Below are 23251 nucleotides of genomic sequence, written 5' to 3'. Positions count from 1 at the left end.
TGGTTGCCTCTCAACGCCTGCGGAGTTAGCTGTCGGGTTCGGAAGAGGTCAACCGGCCGGCACGTCAGACGTGACGGCTTCACCCCAAGGGCCGCTGGGCAGCGGCCCGAAGACTGTGGGTCCCCCGTCTCTGCCTTAATGTGTCGGGAGTCCGGGATGTGGCAGAGCTCGGCGTCAGCCCGGACGCGGCCCGATCTTGATGGGCCACCCCCAAACCGTACAGGAACCTCCCCCTAAAGTCACGTTTAGGTAACAAGGAAATCCAAGGCGGTGCGTCACCTTGCTCATCCCCGCATTTCAGCGGCATGCGAGCTGTTCCATCGTTCCTCGTAGTAGCTGTCAAAGCGGGCCCGGGCCATCCGTCCCAGCCTCTCAACGGTGTGCCAGCTGATAAACGCCACCAGGAGGGTCAGCAGGATGGCCGACACCGCCACCAGTGGCGGCAGATCCGCCGTCGAGCCGCCGTTGAGCCAGAGAATGACGATGTAGTTCCAGAGGTACGCGGAGTACGAAATTGTGCCCAGGGCCTGCAACGCGCGGGTCCACACCGGCATCATCTGTGTTCGCGAGGCTGCCAGCACCACCAGGATGGCGGCGGCGGCCATGGCCAGCGGCCCGCCAAGGAAGAAGAAGGCCGGCGACTCGTTGGCTTTCGGGACGAAAATCAGCGTGGCCAGGACAAGAACTGAGCTCAGCAGCGCCGCCTGCCGGAGACGGTGGCCGGAGAACCAGCCGAATACATGGACACGGTACAGCCGCACGCCGGACCCTACGATCAGCCCCAGGCCCCACGTCGTGGGCAGGGCATAGACCAGGGAGTGAAGTTGCGGGGCGAGGATCAGCATCGCCAGCACACTCGCGGTCATGAGCAACAGGACGACGGCGGCAGACCAGCCCAGCAGCCTTCCCTGGCGGTGGCGCCGCATCGCGAAGAGCAGCAGCGCCGGCCAAATCAGGTAGAACTGTTCTTCCACCGCCAAGGTCCAGAGCGGTCCGATGGCCATGCTGACATCGAAGGGCAACGGCAGGTCCTTCAGGTAACCGAAACCTGCCAGCAGGGTATAGCCAATGATTCCCTTTGACCTGTCCCCGAGGACATCTGCAGTCAACTCCACCACGGCGTAGACGCCCAGGAAAGCCACCAGGGCCGGGAGCAGCCGGAAGGCGCGGTGGGCGTAAAAGCGTCCGTACCGGATCCTGCGATGCCTCTCCACGTCGTTAAGCAGCACGCCGGTGATCAGGTAACCGCTCAATACGAAGAAGGCAATGACGCCGACTATGCCGGCACCCTGGAATAATCCGGGCCAGGAATGCCCCAAAAGTACGGCACCAACCGCGGCACCGCGAAGAACGTCCAGGCCATCGAGCCGGGGCAGCACCGTGGTTCGTGGAGCAGCCACTGCCGCGGGTCTATCGATAAGTAAGGTCACATATCCTCCGGGAGCCTCTGCACGGGCGGTTCCAGGTTCAGCTCAATCAAGGCAAAACCAACCCTTGTCTGACGTGAATGTGATTGAGGGCGAGCGAGCGCCGTCTTCCAGTCTCTCGGACTTTTCTGGACGAAACCTGACGGTCAGGGCATCGCCGCTATCCTTAAAGGATGACTACCGCAGCTGAATCCACCGTTGTCCTTGACGGTCGCTTCGCCCGAGAGTTCGCTGAAATGGCCATTCCCTGGCGGGCCGAGGAGGCTCCTGACCCGCGCCTTCTTGTCCTTAACGGGCCGCTCGCAACAGAGTTGGGCCTCGATCCTGCTTTCCTGGAAACCCCGGAAGGGCTTCTTCTGCTGATTGGAAACCGTGTCCCTGCGGGTGCCACGCCGGTGGCGCAGGCCTATGCAGGCCATCAGTTCGGCTGGTATGCCCCGCGCCTGGGTGACGGGCGGGCCCTTCTGCTCGGTGAAGTGGCGCACCCGGACGGCCGGCTCCGCGACCTCCACCTCAAAGGCTCCGGGCGCACACCGTTCGCACGCGGCGGTGACGGCCTCGCCGTCGTCGGGCCCATGCTGCGTGAGTACATCGTGAGCGAAGCTATGCACGCCCTGGGCATCCCCACCACCAGATCCCTCGCCGTGGTGGCAACCGGCCGGCCGGTCCAGCGGGAAACCGTGCTGCCGGGAGCCGTGCTGGCGCGGGTGGCCAGCAGCCATCTGCGCGTCGGCAGCTTCCAGTACGCCCGGGCCGCGGATGACATCGGCCTCCTGCGCCGCCTCGCCGATCACGCAATCAGCCGCCATCACCCGGCCGCTGCTGAGGCTGAGAATCCCTACCTTGCACTGCTTCAGGCGGTCATCGCAGCCCAGGCCTCGCTGATGGCGCAGTGGATGCTGGTGGGCTTTGTCCACGGTGTGATGAATACGGACAATATGACCATTTCCGGCGAGACCATAGACTACGGCCCGTGCGCCTTCCTGGATGCGTTCAACCCGGCCGCCGTCTACAGCTCCATCGACGAGGGCGGCCGTTACGCCTACCGCAACCAGCCGCTGGTGGCTGAGTGGAACCTTTCCCGGCTCGCCGAAACGCTCCTCCCGCTTATCCACAAGGACCAGGAGGAGGCGGTGGCGCTTGCTGTTGAAGCTCTGGAAGCCTTCCGCGGGCAGTACAGTGCAGCCTGGTCTGCAGGCATGAGGGAGAAGCTGGGACTGCACCACAACGCCGACGACGACGCCGCCTCACCTCTCGTCGATGAGCTGCTGGCGCTCCTCCAGGAAAGTCCGGTGGATTACACCTTGTTCTTCCGTAACCTTGCGATGGCAGCCCGCGGCCAGGCAGAGCCCGCGCGGCGAATGATCCTGGACCTGGCGGCGTTCGATGCGTGGACGGAGCGCTGGCGCGCCTTGAACCCCGACGCCGACCTCATGGACCGGGTTAATCCCGCCTACATCCCGCGCAACCACCTCGTGGAGGAGGCCCTGGCCGCCGCTACAGACGGGGACCTGGATCCGTTCAGGCGGCTTCTTGGCGCAGTGACCTCACCCTACGAAGAGCGCCCCGGCCTGGAGCGCTATGCTGCAGGCGCGCCGGAAGACTTCGGCCCCTACCGGACCTTCTGCGGCACCTGACCCTGCGAAACCCAACTTCCGCGGAATCTGAACTTCCGTGGAACTGAACTGAACCTGCAGCTATCCGGCGCTGTCCGGCGTCGTGTCTGCCACTTTAAGGCGTCCCAGCTGGGTGCGCGTCAGTTCAACATCGCCTTCCGGCAAGGCGTCCCCGTGACGATGCACGACCTTCCACTTGCCGTCCTCCCGCCTGAAGATTGTTGTGACCCGCAGGGAGTAGGGAAGCGGGTTCGCCCCTGCCACCGATGCTGTGGTGTGCTCGATGCCCACGACATACGCCAGGTCCCCGCTGACCTCGGCGGCCGTGACCTCGTATTCGAAAGAGGTGCAGTTTGAAAAGCGGCCGGCCAGGACCTCGAAGAAGGGGATCACCTCGTCTGCACCGGTAACTGTCCGGGCGGCACCGAAAAGTGTCACTGGATCGGTACGGGACCAAAGGGCGGTGCGGGGTCCGGCATCGCCGTTGTGCATGGCTGTATCGGCTGCTGTGAGGGCCGGCATTACCGCTGCCAGGAATGCGTCTGCTTCGTCCATGGCAATCCCCTTCGTTGTGGCTTACGCCTTCATTTTGGAGAGGCAACGGCCCGGCCGCAAGGGTCGGGGGAAACTTCGTACCCTTGCCCCGCCGCTGAGTTCGGAGGAGGATATTCGGCACGATCGAGGAAGGCCCGTCATGATTGAACTTGGCAAGTTTGAGAGGTACCTGATCGAGGAATTCTTCGACGATTACCGAGCCGGGGCCATGACCCAACGAACGTTCACGCGGCGGGTGGCGTTCATTACGGGAAGCATGGCGGCGGCGTCCACTGCGATGCTGCTGGTCGGCTGCACCCCTGACGAGGTGCCGCGCAGCACCGACCCCATGCCGAGTCCCGAAGCGGCGACGCCGCCCCCCGAAGGGACCAGTACAGGGACGAGCACAGGGACCAGTGCAGCAACCGGAACTGGGTCAGCTGCGGCCGCGGAAGGTGCAGTACCCGGGGCGAAGAGCCCGCTGTCTGTTCCGGAGGGAGCACCGGGATTAACCACGGCGACTGTACGGTTCTCCTCCGGCGGTGCCGAAATCAGTGCCTATCTTGCCCGGCCGGAGTCGGGTGAAGCCGGACCGGCAGTGCTTATCTGCCATGAAAACCGCGGGCTGGTGCCGCATATCCAGGACGTGGCGCGCCGTTTTGCGCGGGAGGGCTATGCCGCCTTGGCCCCGGACCTCCTAAGCCGGGAGGGAGGGACTGCGAGCCTGAACGCGGATGCGGTTCCCGGCGCGCTGACGCGGGCCGGCGCCCAACGGCATGTGGCAGACTTCGCGTCGGCTTTCAGCTACCTGCAGTCCCAGGACTTCGTGGACCCTGGGCGGATCGCCATGAACGGTTATTGCTTTGGTGGCGGGATCACCTGGCAGGGGGCGACGGAGTTGCAAGGGCTGAAGGCCACCGCAGCCTTTTATGGACCTGCTCCTGATCTGGACAGGGTGTCCGCGATCAGGGCTGCGGTCTTTGGTGTGTACGCCGAACGTGATCAAAGGATCACCGGTGCCATGCCGGCTCTGAGGGACGCCCTGGAATCCCATAACATCCGCCACCAGCTAACCGTCTATCCGGGCGTCGACCATGCGTTCCACAACGATACGGGGAACCGCTACGACCAGGCGCAGGCTTCGGCGGCCTGGAACGACACACTGGCTTGGTTCCGCCAGCACGTCTGACGCGTGCCGGGCCAATGTGGCCAGACAAAAGGGGGGAGCGGGCTTGGACGCGTGCCCGCATATCGGCCGGTCAGTGGGCCGTCATCCGACAGGGTGTCCGTGGTCGCAGGTTGATTCCCCTTCCCGGACCTCATGCCCCTGGATGCACGTCAGTGCCGGCGGCAAGGGAGTGTCGTGGGATATGAAAAACAGGCTGCTCGGCCCATGGCTCACACCCGCGTCCTCCCGCTGAAGCCAGGAGCGGTGCCCGTGCTTCTGGTTCCCGGGGTTTTCCTCGGTCTTTTGGTGATGCCCAAACGGATTCCTGATCACGATAACCGCTTGCCTTCCACTGTGCCGCCGCTGCGACAATGCAGCGATGAACCGGTGCATCTATTTTAGGCTTCGGTGGCAGTACGTGGTTAGACAAAAACGGCGGGCGGGAAGATATCCCGCCCGCCGCCTTGCCTGGCAGGATTACGCGACTCGGACGAACGAAGCGCCGGAGAGCCAGCTGAGGGAGTGGACCTCGGTCTTGTAACCGTCCACGCCACCACTGACGACCTGGCCGTTGCCGGCGAAGACACCTACGTGGCCCGCAGTGATGACCAGGTCACCCGGTGCGGGGGTGCCCACAACGCTGCCGTACTGGAAGAACTGACCCGGGGCCAGGTCGCCCACACTCTTGCCAACGGAGCGCAGTGCCTTCTCCACCATGGCGGTGCAGTCCTGGGTCACACCCAGTTGGGAGTAGGCGGAAGCCAGGATGGCAGCGCCCTTGGAGCCGGAAGCAGCCAGGGGAGCGGGTGCCGGTGCCGAAGCTGCCGCAACGCGGACGGCGGGGGCGGGTGCCGGGGCAGGTGCCGGTGCGGGCGCAGCCGTTCCGGCGCCGGGGATCTTGATCTGGTTGCCCGGGTAGATGATGGTTGCCATGGACATGCCGTTAGCCGAGAAGACCGAGTTAAGGCTTACTCCGTAACGGGCGGAAATTGCACCAAGGGTGTCGCCGGAAACGACTGTGTGGACCTTGGCTGCAGCTGCTGCCGGGGCCGCAGCCGCAGGGGCCGGTGCTGCGGCCTGTGCTTGGACCTGAGCATTGGCAGTGCCTGAGTTATCTGGTGCGTGGGTTCCGGCCTGGGCAGGTGCCCCGATGCCGAACAGGAGGCCAGACGCGGCAGCAACTACCAGGCCGGACCTTCCAATGTTCATGGCATTTGACTTGGCAGTGGCTGACAAGCCTTCGAGTGCAATTGATCGGCTGGGGGTCGCGCGATGACGGGCGGTGGTGGAGTTTTTTGACACGGTGATTCGCCTCTCCCATGCCTGCGAGGTGAGCTGTCGGGTTCGGGTCGGAGACACCCGGCCGTAAACGCCCGTGCGGGACGGAGCATTAACGACTTAACCCCAAGGCCTTTTCTGAGAAGGCCGCGGAAGCGTGGTTCCCCCGTCCCTGCCAGTTGGAAAGCGACTGGATCCCGGTCAGCGGCAGGGTTCGGCATACTGATGGGAATGTCCCGGCTGAAACCGGGGCACCGAAAGAGGTTACCTTCTGCTCCGGGGTATTGTCACGTTACGGTAACAAGTAGTAACTCTTCGGCGCGTTGGCTTGGCTTAACCGTTACCGACTGCTTGTCGCAACAGTGACCAACGTAGAGGCGGAGGATCCTCTTCGCGGTCCTTCACAGGAATGCTGCGTGGCCGTACAACAAAGGCCCGGCCACGTCACACCTTCGTAAAGATGTTGAAGTTATGACGTTCCGCACACTCGATTGCCCGGTAGGCTGACGAACTATGTCCCGGTTTGGTAGAAAGGTGAAGCGCCGCGCTGTTGCCGGCGTGCTGGCATTTGCCCTGGTGAGCTCACTTTCACTGCTGCCTGCCCATGCCGACAACCACGTTCCGCCGGACGGATATCCCTCCTGGCAGGACGTGCAGAATGCCAAGCAGAGCGAAGCCGGCAAGGCCGCCGAGATCTCCAGGATTGGCGACCTGCTGGGCGGCTTGCAGAGCCAGGCAGAGGCTCTGGGTGCTGCCGCCGTCACCTCAGCGGCGGATTACGCTGTAGCCGAGGCTGCGCTTTCGGCAGCCACGTCACGAATGGATGTCCTGACGACACAAACCGATCAGGCAAACTCAGAACTCGGCCAGTACAAGAAGGAAATCGGAGCCCTGGCCGTACAGTCCTACAAGACCGGCGGAACCAACATGGGCTTCTTCGTGGCCCTGGACGCGCTGCAGACCAACAGCATCCACGGCCTGAACATCGTTCAGATCGTGGGTGATAAGACGGCAGCCCTTGTGAACAAAGCAGCAGCCGCAGAGAAGTCCTCCCGTGCGCTGTCCGAGCAGCAGCAGACAGCCAAAGCCGAGCGTGAACGGTTGGCGGACGGGGCAAAGGTCAAGCTGGCGGCGGCGCAGGCAGCCCAGCAGGCCATGACCGTGCAAATTGCTGAACAGCAACAGAACAGCCAGGAACTGACGGCGCAGTTGGCCTCCCTCAAAGGAACAACGGCGGCGGTGGAAGGCGAATACCGCCAGGGCCAGGCAGCGCTTGCCGCCTATGAGGCAGCCCAGGCGGCAAAGCGTGCCGCGGCGGAGGAGCAGGCGCGCCGCCAGGCTGAGGATACGGCGAAAGCCGCAGCCCGCGCTGCCGCCCAGCGTCCTGCTAATCCCGGACCCCCTCCTGCCGGTCCAGCGGCTCCCGCGCCTGCCGCCCCGGCCCCGGCGCCGCCGCCAAGCCAAACACCGGCCCCGCCGCCCGTCGTCGTGCCTTCCGTTCCGGGCGGCGCCGTTAACGATCCGGCCGGAGCCAAGAGCTATGCCTCCTCAAGGCTGGGGGCCTATGGCTGGGGCCAGGATCAGTTTCAGTGCCTGGAGCGGCTGTGGACGAAGGAATCCAACTGGCTGACAACGGCTACCAACCCGTATTCAGGTGCCTATGGCATTGCCCAGGCGTTGCCGCCCGGAAAGTATGCAACTGCCGGGAGCGACTGGCTCACGAGTTACAGGACGCAGGTGGAGTGGGGGCTGAAGTATATTGCTGACCGTTATGGTTCACCGTGCGGCGCCTGGAACCACTCGGTGGCTTACAACTGGTACTGATCCGTTGGCTGGTACTGAGCGTTGGCTGGATCGTCCCGTCGGTTAAAGCGGCCGCTAGGCGGAGTCCACGGGTGCCTTGGCGAATTCGGCGGCGCTCATAAATTCAACTGCAACAAAGTCCTGGTCGCCTTCAACCCAGGAATCGTGGCCGGGTGGAATGGTGTATGAATCACCGGCACTGATGTTGATGCGGTTGCCGTCCGTGGTTTCGACCACAAGGTCCCCGGAAACGCAGAAACCCACATGGCTGTTCTGGCAGGATTCCGTGTGAACAACGGGCTTGATGCACTCAGACCATCGCCAGCCCGGCGGGAACGTGAACCGCCCCAGCGTGTAGTCTCCGACCGTCACAACATCCACTTCTGTCTTGTCCGGACGCCTCTTTTCGTCGGGTGAATTGTGGGATTTGACTTCCAGTTGCGTGACCACATTGGCAGGCATGGCATTCCCCTTTCAACTTATTTTCGGCGCTTACGCTGCTAGCTTGCTCCGCCTTTTATCCGGTTGTCGATAGCTAATTAATGGAGCACTTTCCTGTCCGGCAAATTTAAACTCCTGAGCCCGAAAAACGCGCCTGAAACAAGCGCGCTAGGCTTTTTCCCATGGTGGATTTTGAACGGTTTCGGATCCTGCTGGAGGAGGAGCGGGAGCGCAAGCTGGCGCTGCTTCCGGCCCTCCGCGCGGATATCACTTCGGCCAACGCAGCCCGGCAGGACTCCAACGTGGATGACGAACATGACCCCGAAGGGGCAACCATCGCGTTTGAACTTTCCCAGGCCTCGGCGCTGCTGAAGCAGAGCAGCGCCGGGCTGGCCGAGATCGAAGCTGCCCTGGAAAGGATTGCCCAGGGCAGTTACGGAACATGTGCCGTCTGTGGAGAACCGATAGCAGAGGGCCGGCTGGAGGCCCGTCCCTGGACTGCTGTGTGTATCGCCCACGCGAGCGGCAAGCGGACGGCGGGATGAGCGATCCAGCCGAATTCATCGACGCGGCCCTGCAGCGTGAGGGTTCCTGGCGGCGGGCGGAGGAGGCCAGGGCCCGGTGGGGCAGCGCTGTGCAATCCTACGGCTCATCTGTCGGCGCTGTCCGGGGGACTGTGCGCGACGCCCTCAGGCGCTATCCGGATCTGCAGCACGACGACGTCACTGCCCTGAGCTCGGAACTTTGGGCGGTCCCGGTGTTCGAACGCCGTCTCGCGGCAGTGGTCCTGCTGCAAACCAAGGTCCGGCTGTTGAGGAATTCCGACCTGACCAGGATCGAAGGCTTCTTCCGATCCGCTCGGCTGGAGGCTTTGGTGGACCCGCTGGCCGTGGACGTTGTTGGGCCGCTGCTTGCCAACCTGGCCGCGGCGGGAACAGGCCCGCGGCCAAGCCGTCGTTGACCGCTGGGTCCATGACCCGGACGCCTGGCTCCGCCGCGCCGCCCTTCTTGTGCCACTGCAGGCGCTCAGGTCCGGAAGTGGTGACTGGGATGCCTTCGCCCGCGTCGCGGAGCGGATGCTGGAGGAGGGCGCCGGGCGGGCCGACGGTGAAGTGATCCAGGACGCTATATCCTTCGTAGTGTCCGAGATGGCAAAAAGGAGGCCGGACCTCCGGCTCAACTCACCCCCGGGAGGGCACCATGGCTGACCCGTTTAATCTGGAACGGTTCGTCGCCGCGCAGGACAGCGGCGGAACCTACGAGCAGGCCCTGTCCGAGCTCCAACTAGGCAAGAAGACCGGGCACTGGATGTGGTTCATCTTTCCGCAGCTCGCAGGCCTTGGCCACAGCGAAATGTCGCAGCGGTACGCCATCGGCTCGCTGGCCGAAGCCCGGGCCTATCTGGAGCACAGCGTGCTGGGCCCACGGCTGCTGGATTGTGCCCAGGCCCTCACCGACTTTGCAGACAGGACGCCCGAGGAAATCCTCGGCGCCATCGACGCGCGGAAGCTCCATTCCTCCATGACGCTGTTCCTGCGCGCAGCCCCGGGGGAGACAGTGTTCAAGGCTGTGCTGGCGCAGTTCTTCGACGGCCTGCCCGACGACGCCACCGATTCGCTGCTCCGTTCGGACGAACAGTAAACGTGTGCCTTACGGCGTCGGATTGCCGCCGTTGACGTTCAACGTTTCTCCGATCACAAAGCTGGACTCGGGAGATGCCAGGAATACATACGCCGGCGCCAGCTCGGCCGGTTGACCGGCACGGCCCAGGGGAGTGGACTGCCCGAACTCCGGCAGGGCTTCCTTCGGCTGGCCGCTGCTGACCTGCAACGGCGTCCAGATAGGTCCCGGGGCTACGGCATTCACGCGGATGCCCTTGGGAGCCAGTTGCTGGGCCAGACCCTTGGTGAAGTTGTTAATGCTGGCTTTGGTGGTGGCGTAGTCCACCAGTGTGGGCGACGGGTTGTACGCCTGGATTGACGTGGTGTTGATGATGGTTGACCCGGCCGGCATGTGCGGGATGGCTGCCTTGCTGAGCCAGAACATGGCATAAACGTTGGTCTTCAGCGTGTGGTCGAACTGCTCGTCGGTGATCTGGGTGAGGTCCTCCTGGGCCACCTGCTTTCCCGCATTGTTGACCAGGATGTCTATGCTGCCCAGGACGGCGACGGCGGTGTCCACCAAGTCACGGCAAGCGGCGGGGTCCTTGAGGTCACCCGGGACTTTAATCGCTTTGCGGCCTGCCGCCTCAACCAGGGCGGCGATGCGTGACGCATCAGTCTCCTCCTGGGGCAAATAGGACAGAACGACGTCGGCCCCTTCCCGGGCGAACGCGATGGCCGCGGCAGCCCCGATCCCGGAGTCAGCGCCCGTGACGATCGCCTTGCGGCCGTCGAGGCGTCCGGTACCGCGGTAGGTCTCCTCGCCCAGGTCCGCTTTTGGCTGCAGCTCGGCGTCCAGGCCGGGCTCTGGCTGATGTTGTTCCGGCGGGGAGATCTTTTCGTATGCCGTTACTGGATTACGGAAGGTGTACTGGTCCGTCATGGTGGTCCTCCTGATGGGTGTGCGTGGAACACGGCAGGTGGTTCATTTGGTGTGCATCATCAAGCAGTACAAAAGCTAAGCATGCTTAGAATTCCAGCCTAGGCAATCAGGAGGCTGCCTGCCAAGCCGCTTCAGTCCCTGCTAACCTCCACCAGGCGGACGTCCTGCAGATTGCCGGCATCGGCCACAGCGGTCATGTAGGTGCACACCGGTTGCCGGCGGCGGTCCGTGGGCGAACCCGGATTCAGCAGCCGCAGCCCGCCCGGCGAGGTGGTGTCCCAAGGGATGTGCGAGTGTCCAAAGACCAGGACGTCGGCCGTGGGGAACTGCTCATCGCAGCGTCCTTCCCTGCCCTTCGCTGGGCCCGTCTCATGGATGACCGCGAAATTAATCCCCTCAAGGGTCACCGCTGCGCTTTCGGGAAGCCTGCCGCGTAGTTCCGGTCCGTCGTTGTTGCCGTAAACACCTACCAGCCGGCGGCTTCGCTGCTCGAATTCGTCCAGGAGCGCTGCTGTGACCCAGTCACCGGCATGGAATACCACATCGGCATTTTCGACGGCGGCCCACACCTGCCGGGGGAGCGCCCGGGCGCGGTTTGGGACGTGGGTATCGGAGACCAGCAGAAGGTTCAGTGGCATAGCTGAATCTTCGCACGGGGACCTGTTCGCGGGTCCGCGTGAGTCGTAACCTAGGGCTGGGAGGTGATTGCCATGGAGGCAATGCAGGGCGACCGCATCATCGTTCGGGGCCGGACTGTTGGAGCAGCTGACCGGCACGGGGTGATCGTTGAGGTCCGTGGGGAGGGAGGTCATCCGCCGTACCTGATCCGTTTTGATGACGGACACGAAACCGTGATGTATCCCGGCGGTGATTTCGCCGTCGAACGCGTTCACGAAGGCGGCCACACGGGGTAGTCCCGGACACGGGCCGGGCGGGTGATGCTGCAGGTGTCAGGGCGGACCTGACAGACTGGAACGATGGATCACTCATTGGCCGGCACGTCGCCAGCTGCGACCCCACCGAACACCGCGCTCCAGGCTTCGGACATCCAGAAGCCTGCGCTGCAGCGGCCGCCTGTGCGGACGGGCCCCCGGGACCCCGGTGATGCCTGGGTTGAGGGGGAACACGGACGTTTCTGGGGCAGGTTCGGCGCAGCCGGAGTCCTGGCGTTTGACCCCGGCAAGGGGGTGCTTCTCCAGCACAGGGCGGCCTGGAGCCACAACGGTGGAACCTGGGGGCTGCCGGGTGGAGCCCTGCACGAGGGCGAAGACGCCGTGGCGGGTGCCCTGCGGGAAGCGTATGAGGAAGCCGCGGTGCCTGCAGCGAGCGTGAGTGTCCTCTTTACCTCGGTCCTTGACCTCGGCTACTGGTCCTACACCACGGTGGTTCTGCTCGTGACGGACCCGTTTGATCCCGTGATCAGCGATCCGGAGAGCATCGAGCTGCAGTGGGTTCCGCTGGCTGAGGTGACCACAAAGGAGCTGCACCCTGGATTCGCGGCGTCCTGGCCCGCCCTGCGCCCCAGAATGCTGGACCTCACCGATGGCCGGCCGCAGCCGGAGTGAAAACACTGGTGGGCGCCGGATCCAGTTCAGGACTAGTGACGCCGCGTGGCTTCGAACACCATCAGGGGGCTCTTTTCCTCCACCGGTTCCCGGGTCCAGTTCCGCCAGACGCCGGACACGTCAAAGCCGGCGGCATCCAAATCGCTGACTACCTGGGCCTGGCTCAGGAAGGACAATGACAGCGTCTCCACGATATCCTCCCCCGTTTCCATCAGGACGTTGTGGCAGGTGAGGGTCACGATGCCTGCGCCATCCATTGAAGAAACCTCCTTCCATTCCATCAGCGGGCCGATGATGGAATCGCGGGTAGTAAGGGTCTTCTCCTTGGTCCAGTTCTCCCAGGAACCGGCCAGAAGGTTTCGCCGCTCGAAAGCCAGTACACCGCCGGGCCGAAGTCCGCGATGGATGTCATTTAAGGCACGCCGCCAGGCCGCGCCCGTGATGTGTTGGGCAACATTGCCGCTCAGGACCACCACGTCTGCCGCTGAATCCCCAATGGCCGAGGAATCGCCCAAGATCCAGGCCACCTGGCTGGCTCGGGGCCGCGCGCGTGCATAACGGAGCATCGTCGGAGACGGATCAATCCCGATGACTTTACGGTCCTCCCTGCAGAAGGTCACGGTCAGAATCCCGGTGCCACATCCAAGATCGACGACGGTCTGCGCGCCGGCCTCATTTGCCAGAGCCCGAAAGAAGTCGTGATCGGGACCGTCAGGGTTATCGGTGTCGTACAGCTCCACCAGGAGAGGGTGGTAGTCAGGCAAAGGCCGGGGCCATCAGTAGTCCTTGCCGTACTCGGCCGTCACAAGAATCGGCAGGTGATCGGACTTGCCCCGGGGCAGGGTTTCCACGTTTGCGATGTCCAATCCCAGTGACGTGGCGAAGTCGAAGTGGCCGTGGAACACTTTATAGCGTGTGTATGTCCGGCGGTTACTGAGGGACAGCGCGTATCCCGAGTCCTTCATGTGGGCGTGAAGGTTCTTGGTGAAGAACGGATAGTTGAAGTCGCCAACCATCAGTGTCATCAGGCCGCTGCCCATGGTCAGGAGTTCCGCATGGGCGGCGTGGATTTGTTTCCGCCGTAGCGAATTGGAGGCGGTCAGCGGTGCCGCGTGGAAGGAACCGATAACCAATTCGTGCTCCGTCTCGTTGTCCACCACCCTGGTGCCGATGAGGCGCTCGTGCGCCGGCGCAAGCACCCGATCATGCATGGACTTCTTCAGCGCAAACGACTGGGTATCCAAGGCCGTAAAGCGGCTGGTGCGGTAGTAGATGGCGAGGCCAAGGCGGTTTCCCTTAGTGGTGTCAGCCAGGTGCAGTGGCCCGAGGGTTTCCGGCAGGTCGCTGGAATCCACCTCTTGCAGGCACAAGGCATCGATCTCGAAATTCCGGGCGAGCGCGAGAAGCTCGCCGCTCGCTTTGTGCTTGCGAAGGTTGTAACTGATGACGCGCATCGGTGGAACACCTCTTTTTCGAGGGTTGCTGACAGGACCAGTTCCTGAGTCTACCCAGACGACGGTCCTGGAACGGCAACATTTCGCCGCGTCCACCGCCATCCCCGGCTAGAGTTATTCACGATTCACTCGACCCCGGAGGGCCAACCTTGACCAAAGAACTGCCCGAACTTGCCGAAGGCAACTTCTACTACCAGGTGCTTGGCGGCGGCCGCTTCCGCTCCACCATCCATGCCCAGGGGGCGTGGAACGAGCATGAACAGCACATGGCGCCCGCCTCGGGACTGATGGCTGATCTCCTGGAACGCCACCAACCGCGCGGGGACATGCGGCTTGCCCGGCTGAGCTACGAGATCCTTGGGCTCATTCCCGGCGGTGAATTCCAGATCGAAATCACCACGCTCCGCCCCGGACGCACCATTGAGCTACTCCAGGCTGAACTGGTCGCCGACGGCCGCGTTGCCATCCGTGCCACCGCCTGGCGGATGATCACCAGTGACACCAGCGCCGTTGCCGCCGTCGAGGATCCCGCCATCCAGGGTCCCGACGAGTGCAAGCCGTACGACGGCGCCAGCGTCTGGCCCGGCGGCTATATCCGCTCACTGGAGATGCGTGTGGCGGAAGGCCACCGGCCCGGAGCCGGCAAGGTCTGGCTGCGCACCGAACACCCGCTCACCGATCAGGACGACAGCGGTGACCTTGCCCGGCTGATGGGCATGGTGGACACCGCCAACGGTATAGCCGCCCGGGTCCCGCCCGGCAAGGACAGCTACGCCTTCCCCAACCTGGACCTGCAGATTCATATGTACCGCAGGCCCGACGGCGAGTGGCTGGGACTGGACAACGCGGTCACCTTTGGCGCGGACGGGATTGGCCTCACGTCCACGGTCCTGCACGATCTTCAAGGACCCTTTGGGCGTGCGGAACAAATTCTGACGCTGCGCAGATCGTGACGCTGCCGTCAGCAACGCACCCATTGACGAGGAATACTATGACCATCAGGGAGTTCCGCCCCATGCAGGACGCAGAGCCCGGACCCCTTGCCCTCACTGTGGTGCGGCAGGAGCACTCGCTCGGCGCGGCGCGGGACCTTGAATTCGGGCTTGACGTGCTGGCCATGGCAAAGACCGGTAGGATTGGGCCCACCCTGAGGCTGTACCGCCCCCAACCAACCGTGGCATTCGGTCAACGGGACGCCCGCCTGCCCGGTTTCGAAGCGGCCGCCCGGGCGTGCCGGGATCATGGGTTTGAACCGTTGGTCCGCAAAGCCGGCGGTCGTGCCGCGGCCTACCATCAGGGGACCCTTGTGGTGGATCACGTGGAGCCCCACACCGACGCGATTGCCGGTTCCAAGGGCCGGTTCAGTTTCTTTGGCGAACTGCTGGCGCAGGCTCTGCGGGACGCGGGAGTCCAAGCCGCCGTCGGCGAAATCCCGGGGGAGTACTGCCCCGGCGAGTTCAGTGTCCATGGCACCGATCCGGACGACGGCGCCCGTCAGGTGAAGCTCATTGGCACCGCTCAGCGGGTGGTGGCCGGCGGGTGGCTGTTCAGTTCGGTGATTGTGGTGGAGGATTCTGCCCCCATCCGTGCGGTTTTGACTGACAGTTACGCTGCCCTTGGCCTCGATTGGGATCCGGCAACAGCCGGGGCGGTCAACGATCTTGTCCCTGGGCTGGACGTCCCGGCCATTGAGGCCGCCGTCCTTGCCACCTATGCCCGGCACGCCTCGCTCGGGTATGCCGAGTTCGGCAGCTATTTTCATGGCGCTTGAGCCGGGGGCCGGCCAGTCCCGGTCCTGCGCCCGGCCAACCAGATAGCCACGGCGTTCGCGGCAACGATCGTCCCGATGCCAAGCCATTCGTGGAGTTGGAGGACCTGCCCCAGTATTACCGTTCCGGAGAGCGCGGCGAGGATGGGGTTGATGCTCATGAAGACGCCGAAGAATCCGGCAGGCACGTGGCGGAGGGCGACGAGATCGGCGGCGTAGGGAATGACCGAGCAAAGGACTCCTGCCGCGACGGCGTACAGAAGCGCGGGACCGGTAAACACCCCCTGGATCAGGAGATAGCCCGCCACGGGAAGGTAGATAACCAGGGATACCAGTGTCCCCGCGGCCGGAGCCTGCAGACCTGGCAGCCGCTGCCCGGCCACTCTGTTCAACAGGATGTAAGCTGCCCAGCAAACCGCGGCAGCCACGGCGATGGCAATGCCGACGAAATCACTGCTGGGACCCGGCATCACGAGAACATATACCCCCAAGCCGGCACTGAGCCCGCACGCCAGATCCCAACGGCTCCTTGAAGACAGAAGCGCAACCGCCAATGGTCCAAGGAACTCCAGGGTGACGGCAAGCCCCAGCCCGATTCGGTCAATGGCCACATACAGGCAGATGTTCATCAGCGCGGTGGCCGCTCCCAGCAGGAGTATGGGCCACCACTGCTGCCAGGTGAACCGATGGAAGGCCGGGCGGGCAACGGGGAGCAGCACCGCGGCGGCCACGAACTGCCGAACGGCCACAACCCCCGCCGGTCCGATGACTGGAAATGCATGTGCACCGATCCCGGCGCCAATCTGATTGCTGAGCCCGCTTCCTGTCATGCCCAGGACCCCACGGGTTAGCGACCTGCGGGCCCCTCTAATAACCTGGCCTTGCTGGGACTGGGCCGTACCCTGTACCGGTTGAGCTTCCATAACCGAAGTTTCCCGGCCCGGACTCCAGGTAAGAAATGCATTCAACGGGCTTTTTATACGATGAACGTATGGATGTTGAACTCAGGTACCTTCGTGCTCTGGTAGCGGTAGTGGAAGCCCAAACGTTCACCGACGCCGCCATCGCCTTGGGAACGTCACAGGCCGCGGTTTCCCGGTCCGTAGCAGCACTGGAACGGGCGCTGCGTATGCGCATTCTGCAAAGGACAACGCGGAGCATCACACCCACTCCTGCCGGGGAACGGATCATTGAACATGCCCGGCGCGTCCTGGCCGAGGTCACGCTTCTTGAACGTGCGGCCAGGGATCAAAGCAGTGAACTGAAAATAGGGTATGCATGGTCGGCGCTGGGTGCCCGGACCGCAGCCCTGCAACGCGAATGGGCGCAGAGCCACCCGGACGTGAGCCTGGTGTGGGTCCAGACATATGCCGCATCGGGAGGGTTGGAGGACGGCTCTTCCGACGTTGCCATCATGCGGCGCCCGATCAGTGATAACCGCTTTGCTGCCATATTCATCGGCCAAGAAGGCCGCTATGCAGCCGTGGCCGCAGAGGATCCGCTGGCCCGGAGGCGTTTCCTCCGGATGGCAGACTTCGCCGGGCGTACGCTGGCCGTCGACCTGCGCACCGGAACTACCACGGAAGACCTCTGGACCGGATGGGCGCGGCCGGCATCGCTGCGCCAGGTGCAAGGCGTCGATGAATGGCTGATGCTCATCTCCACCGGGCAAGCCATCGGCATGTCCTCAGAGGCCACCGCTGCGCAGAATCCGCGGCCCGGCGTCGTGTACCGGCTCGTCCGTGATGCCCCGCCAATCTCGGTGTTCCTTGTCTCTCGGCGCGGGGATCCTTCGGCCCTTGCCGCGGATTTCACCAGGCTTGCCCGCAAGACGTTTGGGCCTGACGGCACTGCTGAGACGAGGCCGGGTTCGAATTAACTCGAACCCGGGCCCCTCGATCATGTCGGGGACGCTGAATCCATGGGAAGCCCTAGCCTTCTGTCTGGCGTGCTGCCGTCTCGATCTGACTTCGAAAGGCAGCCCATTCTTCGGAGGTGCGGCCCGGCACGTTGGGATCTTGGGGACCGTTGCCAACTGAGCCGTCGATCAACTCGCGCAGGATGTCGGCGTGCCCGGCGTGCCTCGCTGCCTCAACGCACATGTGGACCAGGATCTGATGCAGGGTTACGCTGCGGCGTTCGGGCGCCCACCAAAGTACTTCACCCAAAGAATTTAAGGTGAGTTGCTCTATCGTCGCGTCGCTATGCCGGCAAGAGAAGTCGTAGAAGTCGAGGATATCTGCCCGACTCTCATCTGCCGTGGCCCACATATCGGCATCAACACCCAAGTCTCCAGTTAGCCAAGGCAGTTCCCGGTTATGCGGCCTCCCGAATACTCCGCTGAAGTATTCCAATTGCACACCGCCGACGTGCTTCACCAGGCCAAGGAGATTTGTGCCCGTGGGCGTCATAGGCCGGCGAATATCGTATTCACCAAGGCCATCAAGTTTCGCGAGAAGGTCCGCCCTTCGAAGGCGAAGGTATCCAAGTAGGTCAGTCTTTTGATCCATAAGGCTCACTCTGCCCCAAAGCGCCACAGGCCACCTGTCTTTCCGACCATTCGATCGAGGAAGATTATGTGGTTTTCCTCGTCCAATCCGACGAGTTGGCCGGGGCTAATGGCTAATGCAGTCCTGGTTCTGCTCGTCGCGGCGACATGCGATGCGCTTGGTATGGAGCAAGAAGCGCAGATGGCCAAGGTCAGATAGGGCTGCTGAGCGAACGAAGGAACGTCCTCACCTCAACTCGGCCAGGCTGTTGGCATAGTGTTCCATGGAGAAGGACTCGGGCGGATCGTCGGATCCTCCGCAGCCTGGAGCGTCCCAAGCGACGACATCGAACTCGTCATCGAGGGCGTCGAGCTGCGGGCCCCAGGATCGGCTGTCGAATCCAAAGCCGCCATGGAGAAGGACGAGCGGATCGCCCGATCCCACACGCCGGTAGGTGACTTTCAGGCCGGACACTGTAACTGCGTCCACCTACGCATATTGGCATCCGGTAACCAGCCTGACAACAGGACTCGAGCCGCGTTGCTGCGGTGTGGTGGTTTGCTGGTGACTTGTTCGGATGCCATGCTCGCGCCATGAGTCCTTTGTTTAAGCGCCGTCAGCCAATGCGGTCCCCATCTGAAACTTCCGTTCATTACGTGTCCGCGTCTGCAGTGATCGACGCTCCACGGCAACAGGTCTGGGATCTCATCAAACCAGCGGAAAACGGAGTCCTGGTTGATCCAGAAATAGTGCGGGGGTTCAGCACACCACCTTTCAACGGGGCCGGAGAGATTCAAGTCTTCATCGAAGTACGCAACGGTGTAGAGCGCGTGTCGGCTATTGAAGTGGTCCACGAGATCCCCTATGAAATAGCGATTACCAGGCCCATTGGGCACACAGATCCAACGTCGCGAGGCCGTAACACTTTGCAGGATACCGACAATGGCGCAACCATCCTTGAGCATGGGGAGCACTTTTCCTTGCCCCCAGGAGAGGCCGCTTATCTCAGCCACTACGAATACCACCACAAGCTTTTCTGCCAGCAGTACGTCGAACGCGTTAAGGCCGTCATCGAGAGCAGCGGAGCCTAAAGAGCCCGAGACCATGCCAGCTCAGCTGCACGCTTCTGGTCTCCAAGACGGCACGCATCGGGCCTAGCGGGCCCGTCGTCGCCATCTGGCTGGAATCCAGAGGTGGGTTGTGAAGAACGCGAGCAGCCCACAGCCCCACAGGAGTGCATCCCAATTAGGGACGTGGACCGTGTAATGGATGCCCTCTTCGGTCCCGGACTCTTCTTTGCCAGACAGAAACGCATAGACGGTAAGGCCCCAGCCGGCGAGGGTGCCGGCCACACTGATTTCCCCGTTCCTGATTCACCACCGGCGCACAGGTGGGATAAGCCGAACGGGGAGCCCTAAGACGAGGGCAAGGCAGACTGCCATGGCGGGGAGGATCATTGCCGCAAGCCCCCAGACAATGAATGAGCCTATTCCGTCATAAGAAATCACCTGACTCGCCAGGACGACTATGACCAGAGACATAAGGGCCAGATTTGCGATGACTGTCTGGGCCAGGAGCGTAAGCACACCGATAATCAGGTTGTAAATGGTAGTAGCAGAGCCGCCTAATCTTCGGTGCCAATATGTCCTGTAGGGATTTCACAACGGGTGCGTCCAAATGCGGTCCTCAATCTGCGACGATGGACATCGGCAAGCCGAACCCGGGCTTGGAAGGGGCGATGCTGTCTAGCTGCCAGCCATCCGTGGATGTCCGGAACGTCGCGGTCTGCGGTAACGAGTAGCCGGATGGGACGTTGCTCGGGCCATTCGCAGCCGATCCGAGGTATTCCTCCGTTAATTCCGTGAATTGGATGACCGCTTCCGATCCGCTCACATTGATGGAGTCCACGGTTACCTTCGTAGAAAAGGACGTGTACCAGAAACCAGATGACTTGAATCCGGCCTTCGACCGCGTCACCGCAGGCAAATCCCGTGCGCGCTTGGAGAGGTAGGCGTCCGTGGCCTGCTCATCTGCTAGGCGCGGAGCTGGAAGTGTGTCGAGTGCGGTGCCGTTGCGATCCTCGACGGCAGCCTGGATGATCACGGCGAACTCGGACGGGGATCCGCTGGGCACAGCAGCGGGAGCTCCCGCCGGAGGTGACCCTCCGGCGGTCTGACACCCGGACAGGGCAAACCCGAGCAACATCGCCACTGCCGCTAAGGTGCGTGCGTATTTCATCATGATCCCCCGTCATTGATGTCATACCAGACTGCCCTGCCGCCCGTCTGGTCAAGAATCAGTATGTCTCCCTAACATCGGGCGGGACACCCTTTGCGGAGAATCTCCCCTGGACGTACCTCTCATGGACGGTCACAGCCGGGCCTTAACGGGGTCACAGGGTCCGGTTGTGAGGGACCATTAGCTTGGACGAGGTAGCACGGCCCGCCCACCAAGCCAGCAATAGTCCCGCGGTGGCGGCTCAACAGCTGCACACCCGCAGCCATGATGCACAGAGCGGCGATCGTCCAGGGTGTGCCGCTCTGGCCGTCGTGGGGGCCAGATCCCGGTCTCGCTCAAGGCTGGGCATGCGCTGAGTATGACATCCTCCTGGCTGCCGAGTGCTCGATGGAGCCCAATTGCGTGTCTTGGGATTCAGGGCACCGACGGGCACATAGGGTCGGATACATGGAAAGAGAAGCATCCGGTGAACTGGAGGGGCAGAGCTCGATCAACGAACTGCTCAGTGAACCGGTCGGCGTGACTCATTTCCAGATGGTCCTGCCGCTGCATGTCCAGCTCCCGTCGGGGGAGTTCCGGCGCTTGTCGTGACGTGCAGGACGGCTCAGATAGAAGGCGCTTGTCTCTCCCGATCCGAAATATTCTGGCTTGTTGAAAGTCCCCGGGCTGCTGGCTGTAAACTTCGCTGATTGCTGCGATGGTCGCGCGCTGGATTTTTGGGGGTTGAGCCTTTGGCTCGTCAGGGTTTTTCCACGTTGTCTTCCCGTGGTTTTGGCTACCGAATCTCTGCCGTTCTGGCTGCTGCGGCCATAGCCGCGACGGTTCTGGTCGGCGTCGCTCCCGTACGCGCACATGCGGACATGATCGCGGACCGCATCAAGATTCCGGCGCCATACGCGCCGGCAGTGAACGAAACGACGAACACGATCTTCGTCACTAGCGAACAGTTCAACACTGTGACTGCAGTAGACATGGCCACAAAGTCAGTAAAGATAATTCCGGTCGGAACAAGGCCACGACACCTGGCAGTGAACGAGGTCACGAATAAGGTCTACGTTGCGAATTCCGGTTCTTCCTCATTGAGCGTCATCGACGCTGTCACCGGTACTACCAAGACGGTGCCCCTGCCTGGCAACCCTTCTGCCGTAGCTGTGAACGAAGTAACCAACAAGGTGTACGTCTCAAATGGCGGCCCTAACGGCCTTACTGTCATTGACGGCGCCACCGATGTCGCGACATCCTTCCCAGTGGCGGGCTCCTCTGTAGCCCTCAGCGACAAGCCTGTCGCCGTCAATGAGAAGACCAACAAAATCTACAGCGTCACACCTCTCAGCAATCAGGTGACGGTCCTGGACGGGGCTACAAACGCCATTACCACCGTCCCGGTTTGCTCGGGCACTCATGGTTTGGCAATCAACGACACCACCAACACGGTGTATGTGACCTGCGCTAAAGCGCAGACGATCGTAGCCATTGATGGCGCTACCCGGTCGACAACAAGCATCCCAACAGGCGGTGACACCAGTCCCAGGGAAGTGGTTGTAAATCGCACGAACAACAAGGTCTATGCCCTGAACAATTTCAGCATGACCATTCTGGACGCCAGCTTGAACACTTTGGTAACGGTTCCAACTGGTAATTTCCCACCCGCCCTCGCCGTAAACGAGACCACCGGCAAGGTCTACGTAGCTGAATACTACGCCGGGAGCATTAGGGTCTTCGACGGTGCAACCAACGCCTCGGGTGTCCTCCAGGAGCTCAGCATGCCCGGTCGAATGGCAGTGGATTCGAAAAGGAACAGGATCTACGTCCGCTTCTTGTCCTGGTCTGACGAGCTGTCCAGCGGGATAGTCGTTGTCGACGGCAAGAACGTGGCCCCGATACTCACGGCTTCTGTGCCACCGCCAGGTGGCAGGGTGGGCGTCCGTTATGAACACCTGTACAAGGCTACGGGTTCGCTTACTCCGAGTTTCACAGTTGCCAGTGGTTCGCTGCCGCCCGGCTTATCCCTTTTAGCGAAGGGCGTACTGGCAGGAGTCCCCACAACGTCCGGGACCTTTACGTTCCGCATCTCAGCCAGCAATGGTTACAGCCCTGACGCCATTAGCCCGACTCAAACGATCAGCATCGCCCCTCGCCAGCTCACCCATGATTTTAACGGCGATGGAAACCCTGACGTCCTTTCCCGCGATGGTGATGGTGCCTTGTGGCTGTATCCGGGCAATGGCAGCGGTGGTTGGCAAGCGCGGGTGCAAGTGGGCCAGGGCTGGAACGTCATGACCTCGGTCGTAGCTCCAGGGGACTTCAACGGTGACAGTAAGCCAGATCTGTTGGCCCGCGACTCCAACGGAAATTTGTGGTTGTACCCCGGAAACGGTAAGGGTGGCTGGATGGCCCGGTCCCAAGCTGGCTCGGGATGGAACGTCATGAAGGAGATCACCGCCATTGGCGATCTGGACCATGATGGAAGAGCCGACGTCGTGGCCCGGGACTCGGATGGTCAGCTGTTCCACTATGACGGCGATGGGCGAGGCTGGTGGCGTGGCCAGAGCATCATTGGTTCCGGCTGGAACATCATGACGGCGATGGCAGGCCCGGGCGACTTCAGCGGTGACGGCTTGGCGGATCTGCTTGCCCGCGACACTGGAGGCGCTCTTTACCTCTATGCGGGCACCGGATACTCCGTTGCCGACGCGGGTTACGCTGTCGGCTCCGGCTGGAATGTCATGACGGCGATGGTGGGGCCGGGCGACTTCAACGGGGACGGCAACGTGGACATCCTGAGCCGTGACACGGGAGGGGCCCTGTGGCTTTACCCGGGCAACGGCTCCGGCGGATGGCTACCGCGCACGTTGGTCGGCTCCGGCTGGAACGTCATGACCATGATCATTTAGCCGCATGACCATGGTCAAAGCAGCTTCAAAAG

27 protein-coding genes and 2 riboswitches are annotated in these 23251 nt (G+C 62.6%); of the genes, 15 read left to right on the top strand and 12 right to left on the bottom strand.

The features are described 5' to 3' along the window. Window positions 1-167, bottom strand: a riboswitch (cyclic di-AMP (ydaO/yuaA leader). A gap of 117 nt (window positions 168-284) precedes the next feature. After that, window positions 285-1400 (bottom strand): acyltransferase family protein, encoded by a 1116-nt coding sequence (locus tag M1E17_RS13830; protein WP_457962596.1) that lies wholly within the window; start codon window positions 1398-1400, stop codon window positions 285-287. Window positions 1401-1600: 200 nt separating this feature from the next. Between M1E17_RS13830 and M1E17_RS13825 the strand changes: the two genes are divergently transcribed. Then, a complete protein-coding gene (locus M1E17_RS13825; protein WP_457962595.1) occupies window positions 1601-3064 on the top strand; it encodes a protein adenylyltransferase SelO in 1464 nt (487 codons plus the stop codon). A gap of 60 nt (window positions 3065-3124) precedes the next feature. Here the strand turns inward: M1E17_RS13825 and M1E17_RS13820 are convergent, their stop codons facing one another. Next, on the bottom strand, window positions 3125-3598 hold the full coding sequence (locus M1E17_RS13820; RefSeq protein WP_457962594.1) for a YybH family protein: 474 nt from the start codon (window positions 3596-3598) through the stop codon (window positions 3125-3127). A 139-nt stretch (window positions 3599-3737) separates the two neighbouring features. Between M1E17_RS13820 and M1E17_RS13815 the strand changes: the two genes are divergently transcribed. Beyond that, window positions 3738-4766 carry a dienelactone hydrolase family protein gene (locus M1E17_RS13815; RefSeq protein ID WP_457962593.1) on the top strand — a complete coding sequence of 343 codons (1029 nt, stop codon included), beginning with the start codon at window positions 3738-3740 and terminating at the stop codon, window positions 4764-4766. Between the two features lie 456 nt (window positions 4767-5222). Here the strand turns inward: M1E17_RS13815 and M1E17_RS13810 are convergent, their stop codons facing one another. Beyond that, on the bottom strand, window positions 5223-6047 hold the full coding sequence (locus M1E17_RS13810) for a LysM peptidoglycan-binding domain-containing protein (RefSeq protein ID WP_457962592.1): 825 nt from the start codon (window positions 6045-6047) through the stop codon (window positions 5223-5225). Window positions 6048-6050: 3 nt separating this feature from the next. Then, window positions 6051-6253, bottom strand: a riboswitch (cyclic di-AMP (ydaO/yuaA leader). Window positions 6254-6557: 304 nt separating this feature from the next. Here M1E17_RS13810 and M1E17_RS13805 point away from each other — a divergent pair. Further along, window positions 6558-7847: an aggregation-promoting factor C-terminal-like domain-containing protein gene (locus M1E17_RS13805; RefSeq protein WP_457962591.1), complete on the top strand. Its 1290-nt coding sequence runs from the start codon at window positions 6558-6560 to the stop codon at window positions 7845-7847. A 54-nt stretch (window positions 7848-7901) separates the two neighbouring features. Here the strand turns inward: M1E17_RS13805 and M1E17_RS13800 are convergent, their stop codons facing one another. Further along, on the bottom strand, window positions 7902-8288 hold the full coding sequence (locus tag M1E17_RS13800) for a cupin domain-containing protein (RefSeq protein ID WP_457962590.1): 387 nt from the start codon (window positions 8286-8288) through the stop codon (window positions 7902-7904). 161 nt (window positions 8289-8449) lie between these two features. Between M1E17_RS13800 and M1E17_RS13795 the strand changes: the two genes are divergently transcribed. The 4 genes from M1E17_RS13795 to M1E17_RS13780 are packed head-to-tail and all read left to right on the top strand — an operon-like array spanning window position 8450 to window position 9908. Next, on the top strand, window positions 8450-8812 hold the full coding sequence (locus M1E17_RS13795; protein WP_457962589.1) for a TraR/DksA family transcriptional regulator: 363 nt from the start codon (window positions 8450-8452) through the stop codon (window positions 8810-8812). Beyond that, window positions 8809-9228, top strand: coding sequence for a DNA alkylation repair protein (locus M1E17_RS13790; RefSeq protein ID WP_457962588.1), 420 nt, complete (start codon window positions 8809-8811; stop codon window positions 9226-9228). Before M1E17_RS13795 ends, M1E17_RS13790 begins: the two co-directional genes overlap by 4 nt. Next, entirely contained in the window at window positions 9179-9475 is a 297-nt protein-coding gene (locus M1E17_RS13785) for a DNA alkylation repair protein (RefSeq protein ID WP_457962587.1), read from the top strand. The genes M1E17_RS13790 and M1E17_RS13785 overlap by 50 nt, the downstream gene beginning before the upstream one ends. Further along, window positions 9468-9908 carry a DUF1810 domain-containing protein gene (locus M1E17_RS13780; RefSeq protein WP_457962586.1) on the top strand — a complete coding sequence of 147 codons (441 nt, stop codon included), beginning with the start codon at window positions 9468-9470 and terminating at the stop codon, window positions 9906-9908. Before M1E17_RS13785 ends, M1E17_RS13780 begins: the two co-directional genes overlap by 8 nt. Before the next feature lie 9 nt (window positions 9909-9917). Here the strand turns inward: M1E17_RS13780 and M1E17_RS13775 are convergent, their stop codons facing one another. Next, entirely contained in the window at window positions 9918-10811 is an 894-nt protein-coding gene (locus M1E17_RS13775) for a glucose 1-dehydrogenase (protein WP_267275320.1), read from the bottom strand. A gap of 131 nt (window positions 10812-10942) precedes the next feature. Further along, window positions 10943-11449: a metallophosphoesterase family protein gene (locus M1E17_RS13770; RefSeq protein ID WP_457962585.1), complete on the bottom strand. Its 507-nt coding sequence runs from the start codon at window positions 11447-11449 to the stop codon at window positions 10943-10945. Window positions 11450-11521: 72 nt separating this feature from the next. Between M1E17_RS13770 and M1E17_RS13765 the strand changes: the two genes are divergently transcribed. Then, window positions 11522-11725, top strand: coding sequence for a DUF1918 domain-containing protein (locus M1E17_RS13765; RefSeq protein WP_457962584.1), 204 nt, complete (start codon window positions 11522-11524; stop codon window positions 11723-11725). 63 nt (window positions 11726-11788) lie between these two features. Next, on the top strand, window positions 11789-12376 hold the full coding sequence (locus tag M1E17_RS13760) for an NUDIX domain-containing protein (RefSeq protein ID WP_457962583.1): 588 nt from the start codon (window positions 11789-11791) through the stop codon (window positions 12374-12376). A gap of 32 nt (window positions 12377-12408) precedes the next feature. Here the strand turns inward: M1E17_RS13760 and M1E17_RS13755 are convergent, their stop codons facing one another. Then, window positions 12409-13116 carry a class I SAM-dependent methyltransferase gene (locus tag M1E17_RS13755; protein ID WP_457962582.1) on the bottom strand — a complete coding sequence of 236 codons (708 nt, stop codon included), beginning with the start codon at window positions 13114-13116 and terminating at the stop codon, window positions 12409-12411. A gap of 36 nt (window positions 13117-13152) precedes the next feature. Then, window positions 13153-13830, bottom strand: coding sequence for an endonuclease/exonuclease/phosphatase family protein (locus tag M1E17_RS13750; protein ID WP_457962581.1), 678 nt, complete (start codon window positions 13828-13830; stop codon window positions 13153-13155). A gap of 149 nt (window positions 13831-13979) precedes the next feature. Here M1E17_RS13750 and M1E17_RS13745 point away from each other — a divergent pair, with 149 nt between their 5' ends. Both M1E17_RS13745 and M1E17_RS13740 read left to right on the top strand, forming a co-directional pair. After that, window positions 13980-14783 carry a thioesterase family protein gene (locus tag M1E17_RS13745; protein WP_457962580.1) on the top strand — a complete coding sequence of 268 codons (804 nt, stop codon included), beginning with the start codon at window positions 13980-13982 and terminating at the stop codon, window positions 14781-14783. 38 nt (window positions 14784-14821) lie between these two features. Beyond that, window positions 14822-15601: a lipoate--protein ligase family protein gene (locus M1E17_RS13740; RefSeq protein WP_457962579.1), complete on the top strand. Its 780-nt coding sequence runs from the start codon at window positions 14822-14824 to the stop codon at window positions 15599-15601. Here M1E17_RS13740 and M1E17_RS13735 read toward each other — a convergent pair. Then, window positions 15589-16521 (bottom strand): EamA family transporter, encoded by a 933-nt coding sequence (locus tag M1E17_RS13735; RefSeq protein ID WP_457962578.1) that lies wholly within the window; start codon window positions 16519-16521, stop codon window positions 15589-15591. The two genes, M1E17_RS13740 and M1E17_RS13735, sit on opposite strands and share 13 nt — an antisense overlap. 68 nt (window positions 16522-16589) lie before the next feature. On the opposite strand from M1E17_RS13735, the gene M1E17_RS13730 reads away from it, so the two are divergent. Next, window positions 16590-17477, top strand: a complete 888-nt coding sequence (locus tag M1E17_RS13730; protein WP_457962577.1) for a LysR family transcriptional regulator — start codon at window positions 16590-16592, stop codon at window positions 17475-17477. Window positions 17478-17529: 52 nt separating this feature from the next. Here the strand turns inward: M1E17_RS13730 and M1E17_RS13725 are convergent, their stop codons facing one another. Further along, window positions 17530-18108 (bottom strand): DinB family protein, encoded by a 579-nt coding sequence (locus M1E17_RS13725; protein WP_457962576.1) that lies wholly within the window; start codon window positions 18106-18108, stop codon window positions 17530-17532. A gap of 225 nt (window positions 18109-18333) precedes the next feature. Next, window positions 18334-18576: an alpha/beta fold hydrolase gene (locus M1E17_RS13720; protein ID WP_457962575.1), complete on the bottom strand. Its 243-nt coding sequence runs from the start codon at window positions 18574-18576 to the stop codon at window positions 18334-18336. A 167-nt stretch (window positions 18577-18743) separates the two neighbouring features. Here M1E17_RS13720 and M1E17_RS13715 point away from each other — a divergent pair, with 167 nt between their 5' ends. Continuing rightward, window positions 18744-19178, top strand: coding sequence for an SRPBCC family protein (locus tag M1E17_RS13715; RefSeq protein ID WP_457962574.1), 435 nt, complete (start codon window positions 18744-18746; stop codon window positions 19176-19178). Between the two features lie 595 nt (window positions 19179-19773). Here M1E17_RS13715 and M1E17_RS13710 read toward each other — a convergent pair. Next, on the bottom strand, window positions 19774-20328 hold the full coding sequence (locus tag M1E17_RS13710; RefSeq protein ID WP_457962573.1) for a hypothetical protein: 555 nt from the start codon (window positions 20326-20328) through the stop codon (window positions 19774-19776). 444 nt (window positions 20329-20772) lie between these two features. Between M1E17_RS13710 and M1E17_RS13705 the strand changes: the two genes are divergently transcribed. Further along, window positions 20773-20916 carry a hypothetical protein gene (locus M1E17_RS13705; RefSeq protein WP_457962572.1) on the top strand — a complete coding sequence of 48 codons (144 nt, stop codon included), beginning with the start codon at window positions 20773-20775 and terminating at the stop codon, window positions 20914-20916. A 164-nt stretch (window positions 20917-21080) separates the two neighbouring features. After that, window positions 21081-23219, top strand: a complete 2139-nt coding sequence (locus M1E17_RS13700) for an FG-GAP-like repeat-containing protein (RefSeq protein WP_457962571.1) — start codon at window positions 21081-21083, stop codon at window positions 23217-23219. The last annotated feature ends 32 nt before the right edge of the window (window positions 23220-23251 follow it).

This window comes from Arthrobacter sp. D1-29, assembly GCF_054130585.1.
The sequence above is the reverse complement of the archived record's forward strand: the minus strand, read 5'-3'. Positions and strand labels throughout refer to the sequence as shown.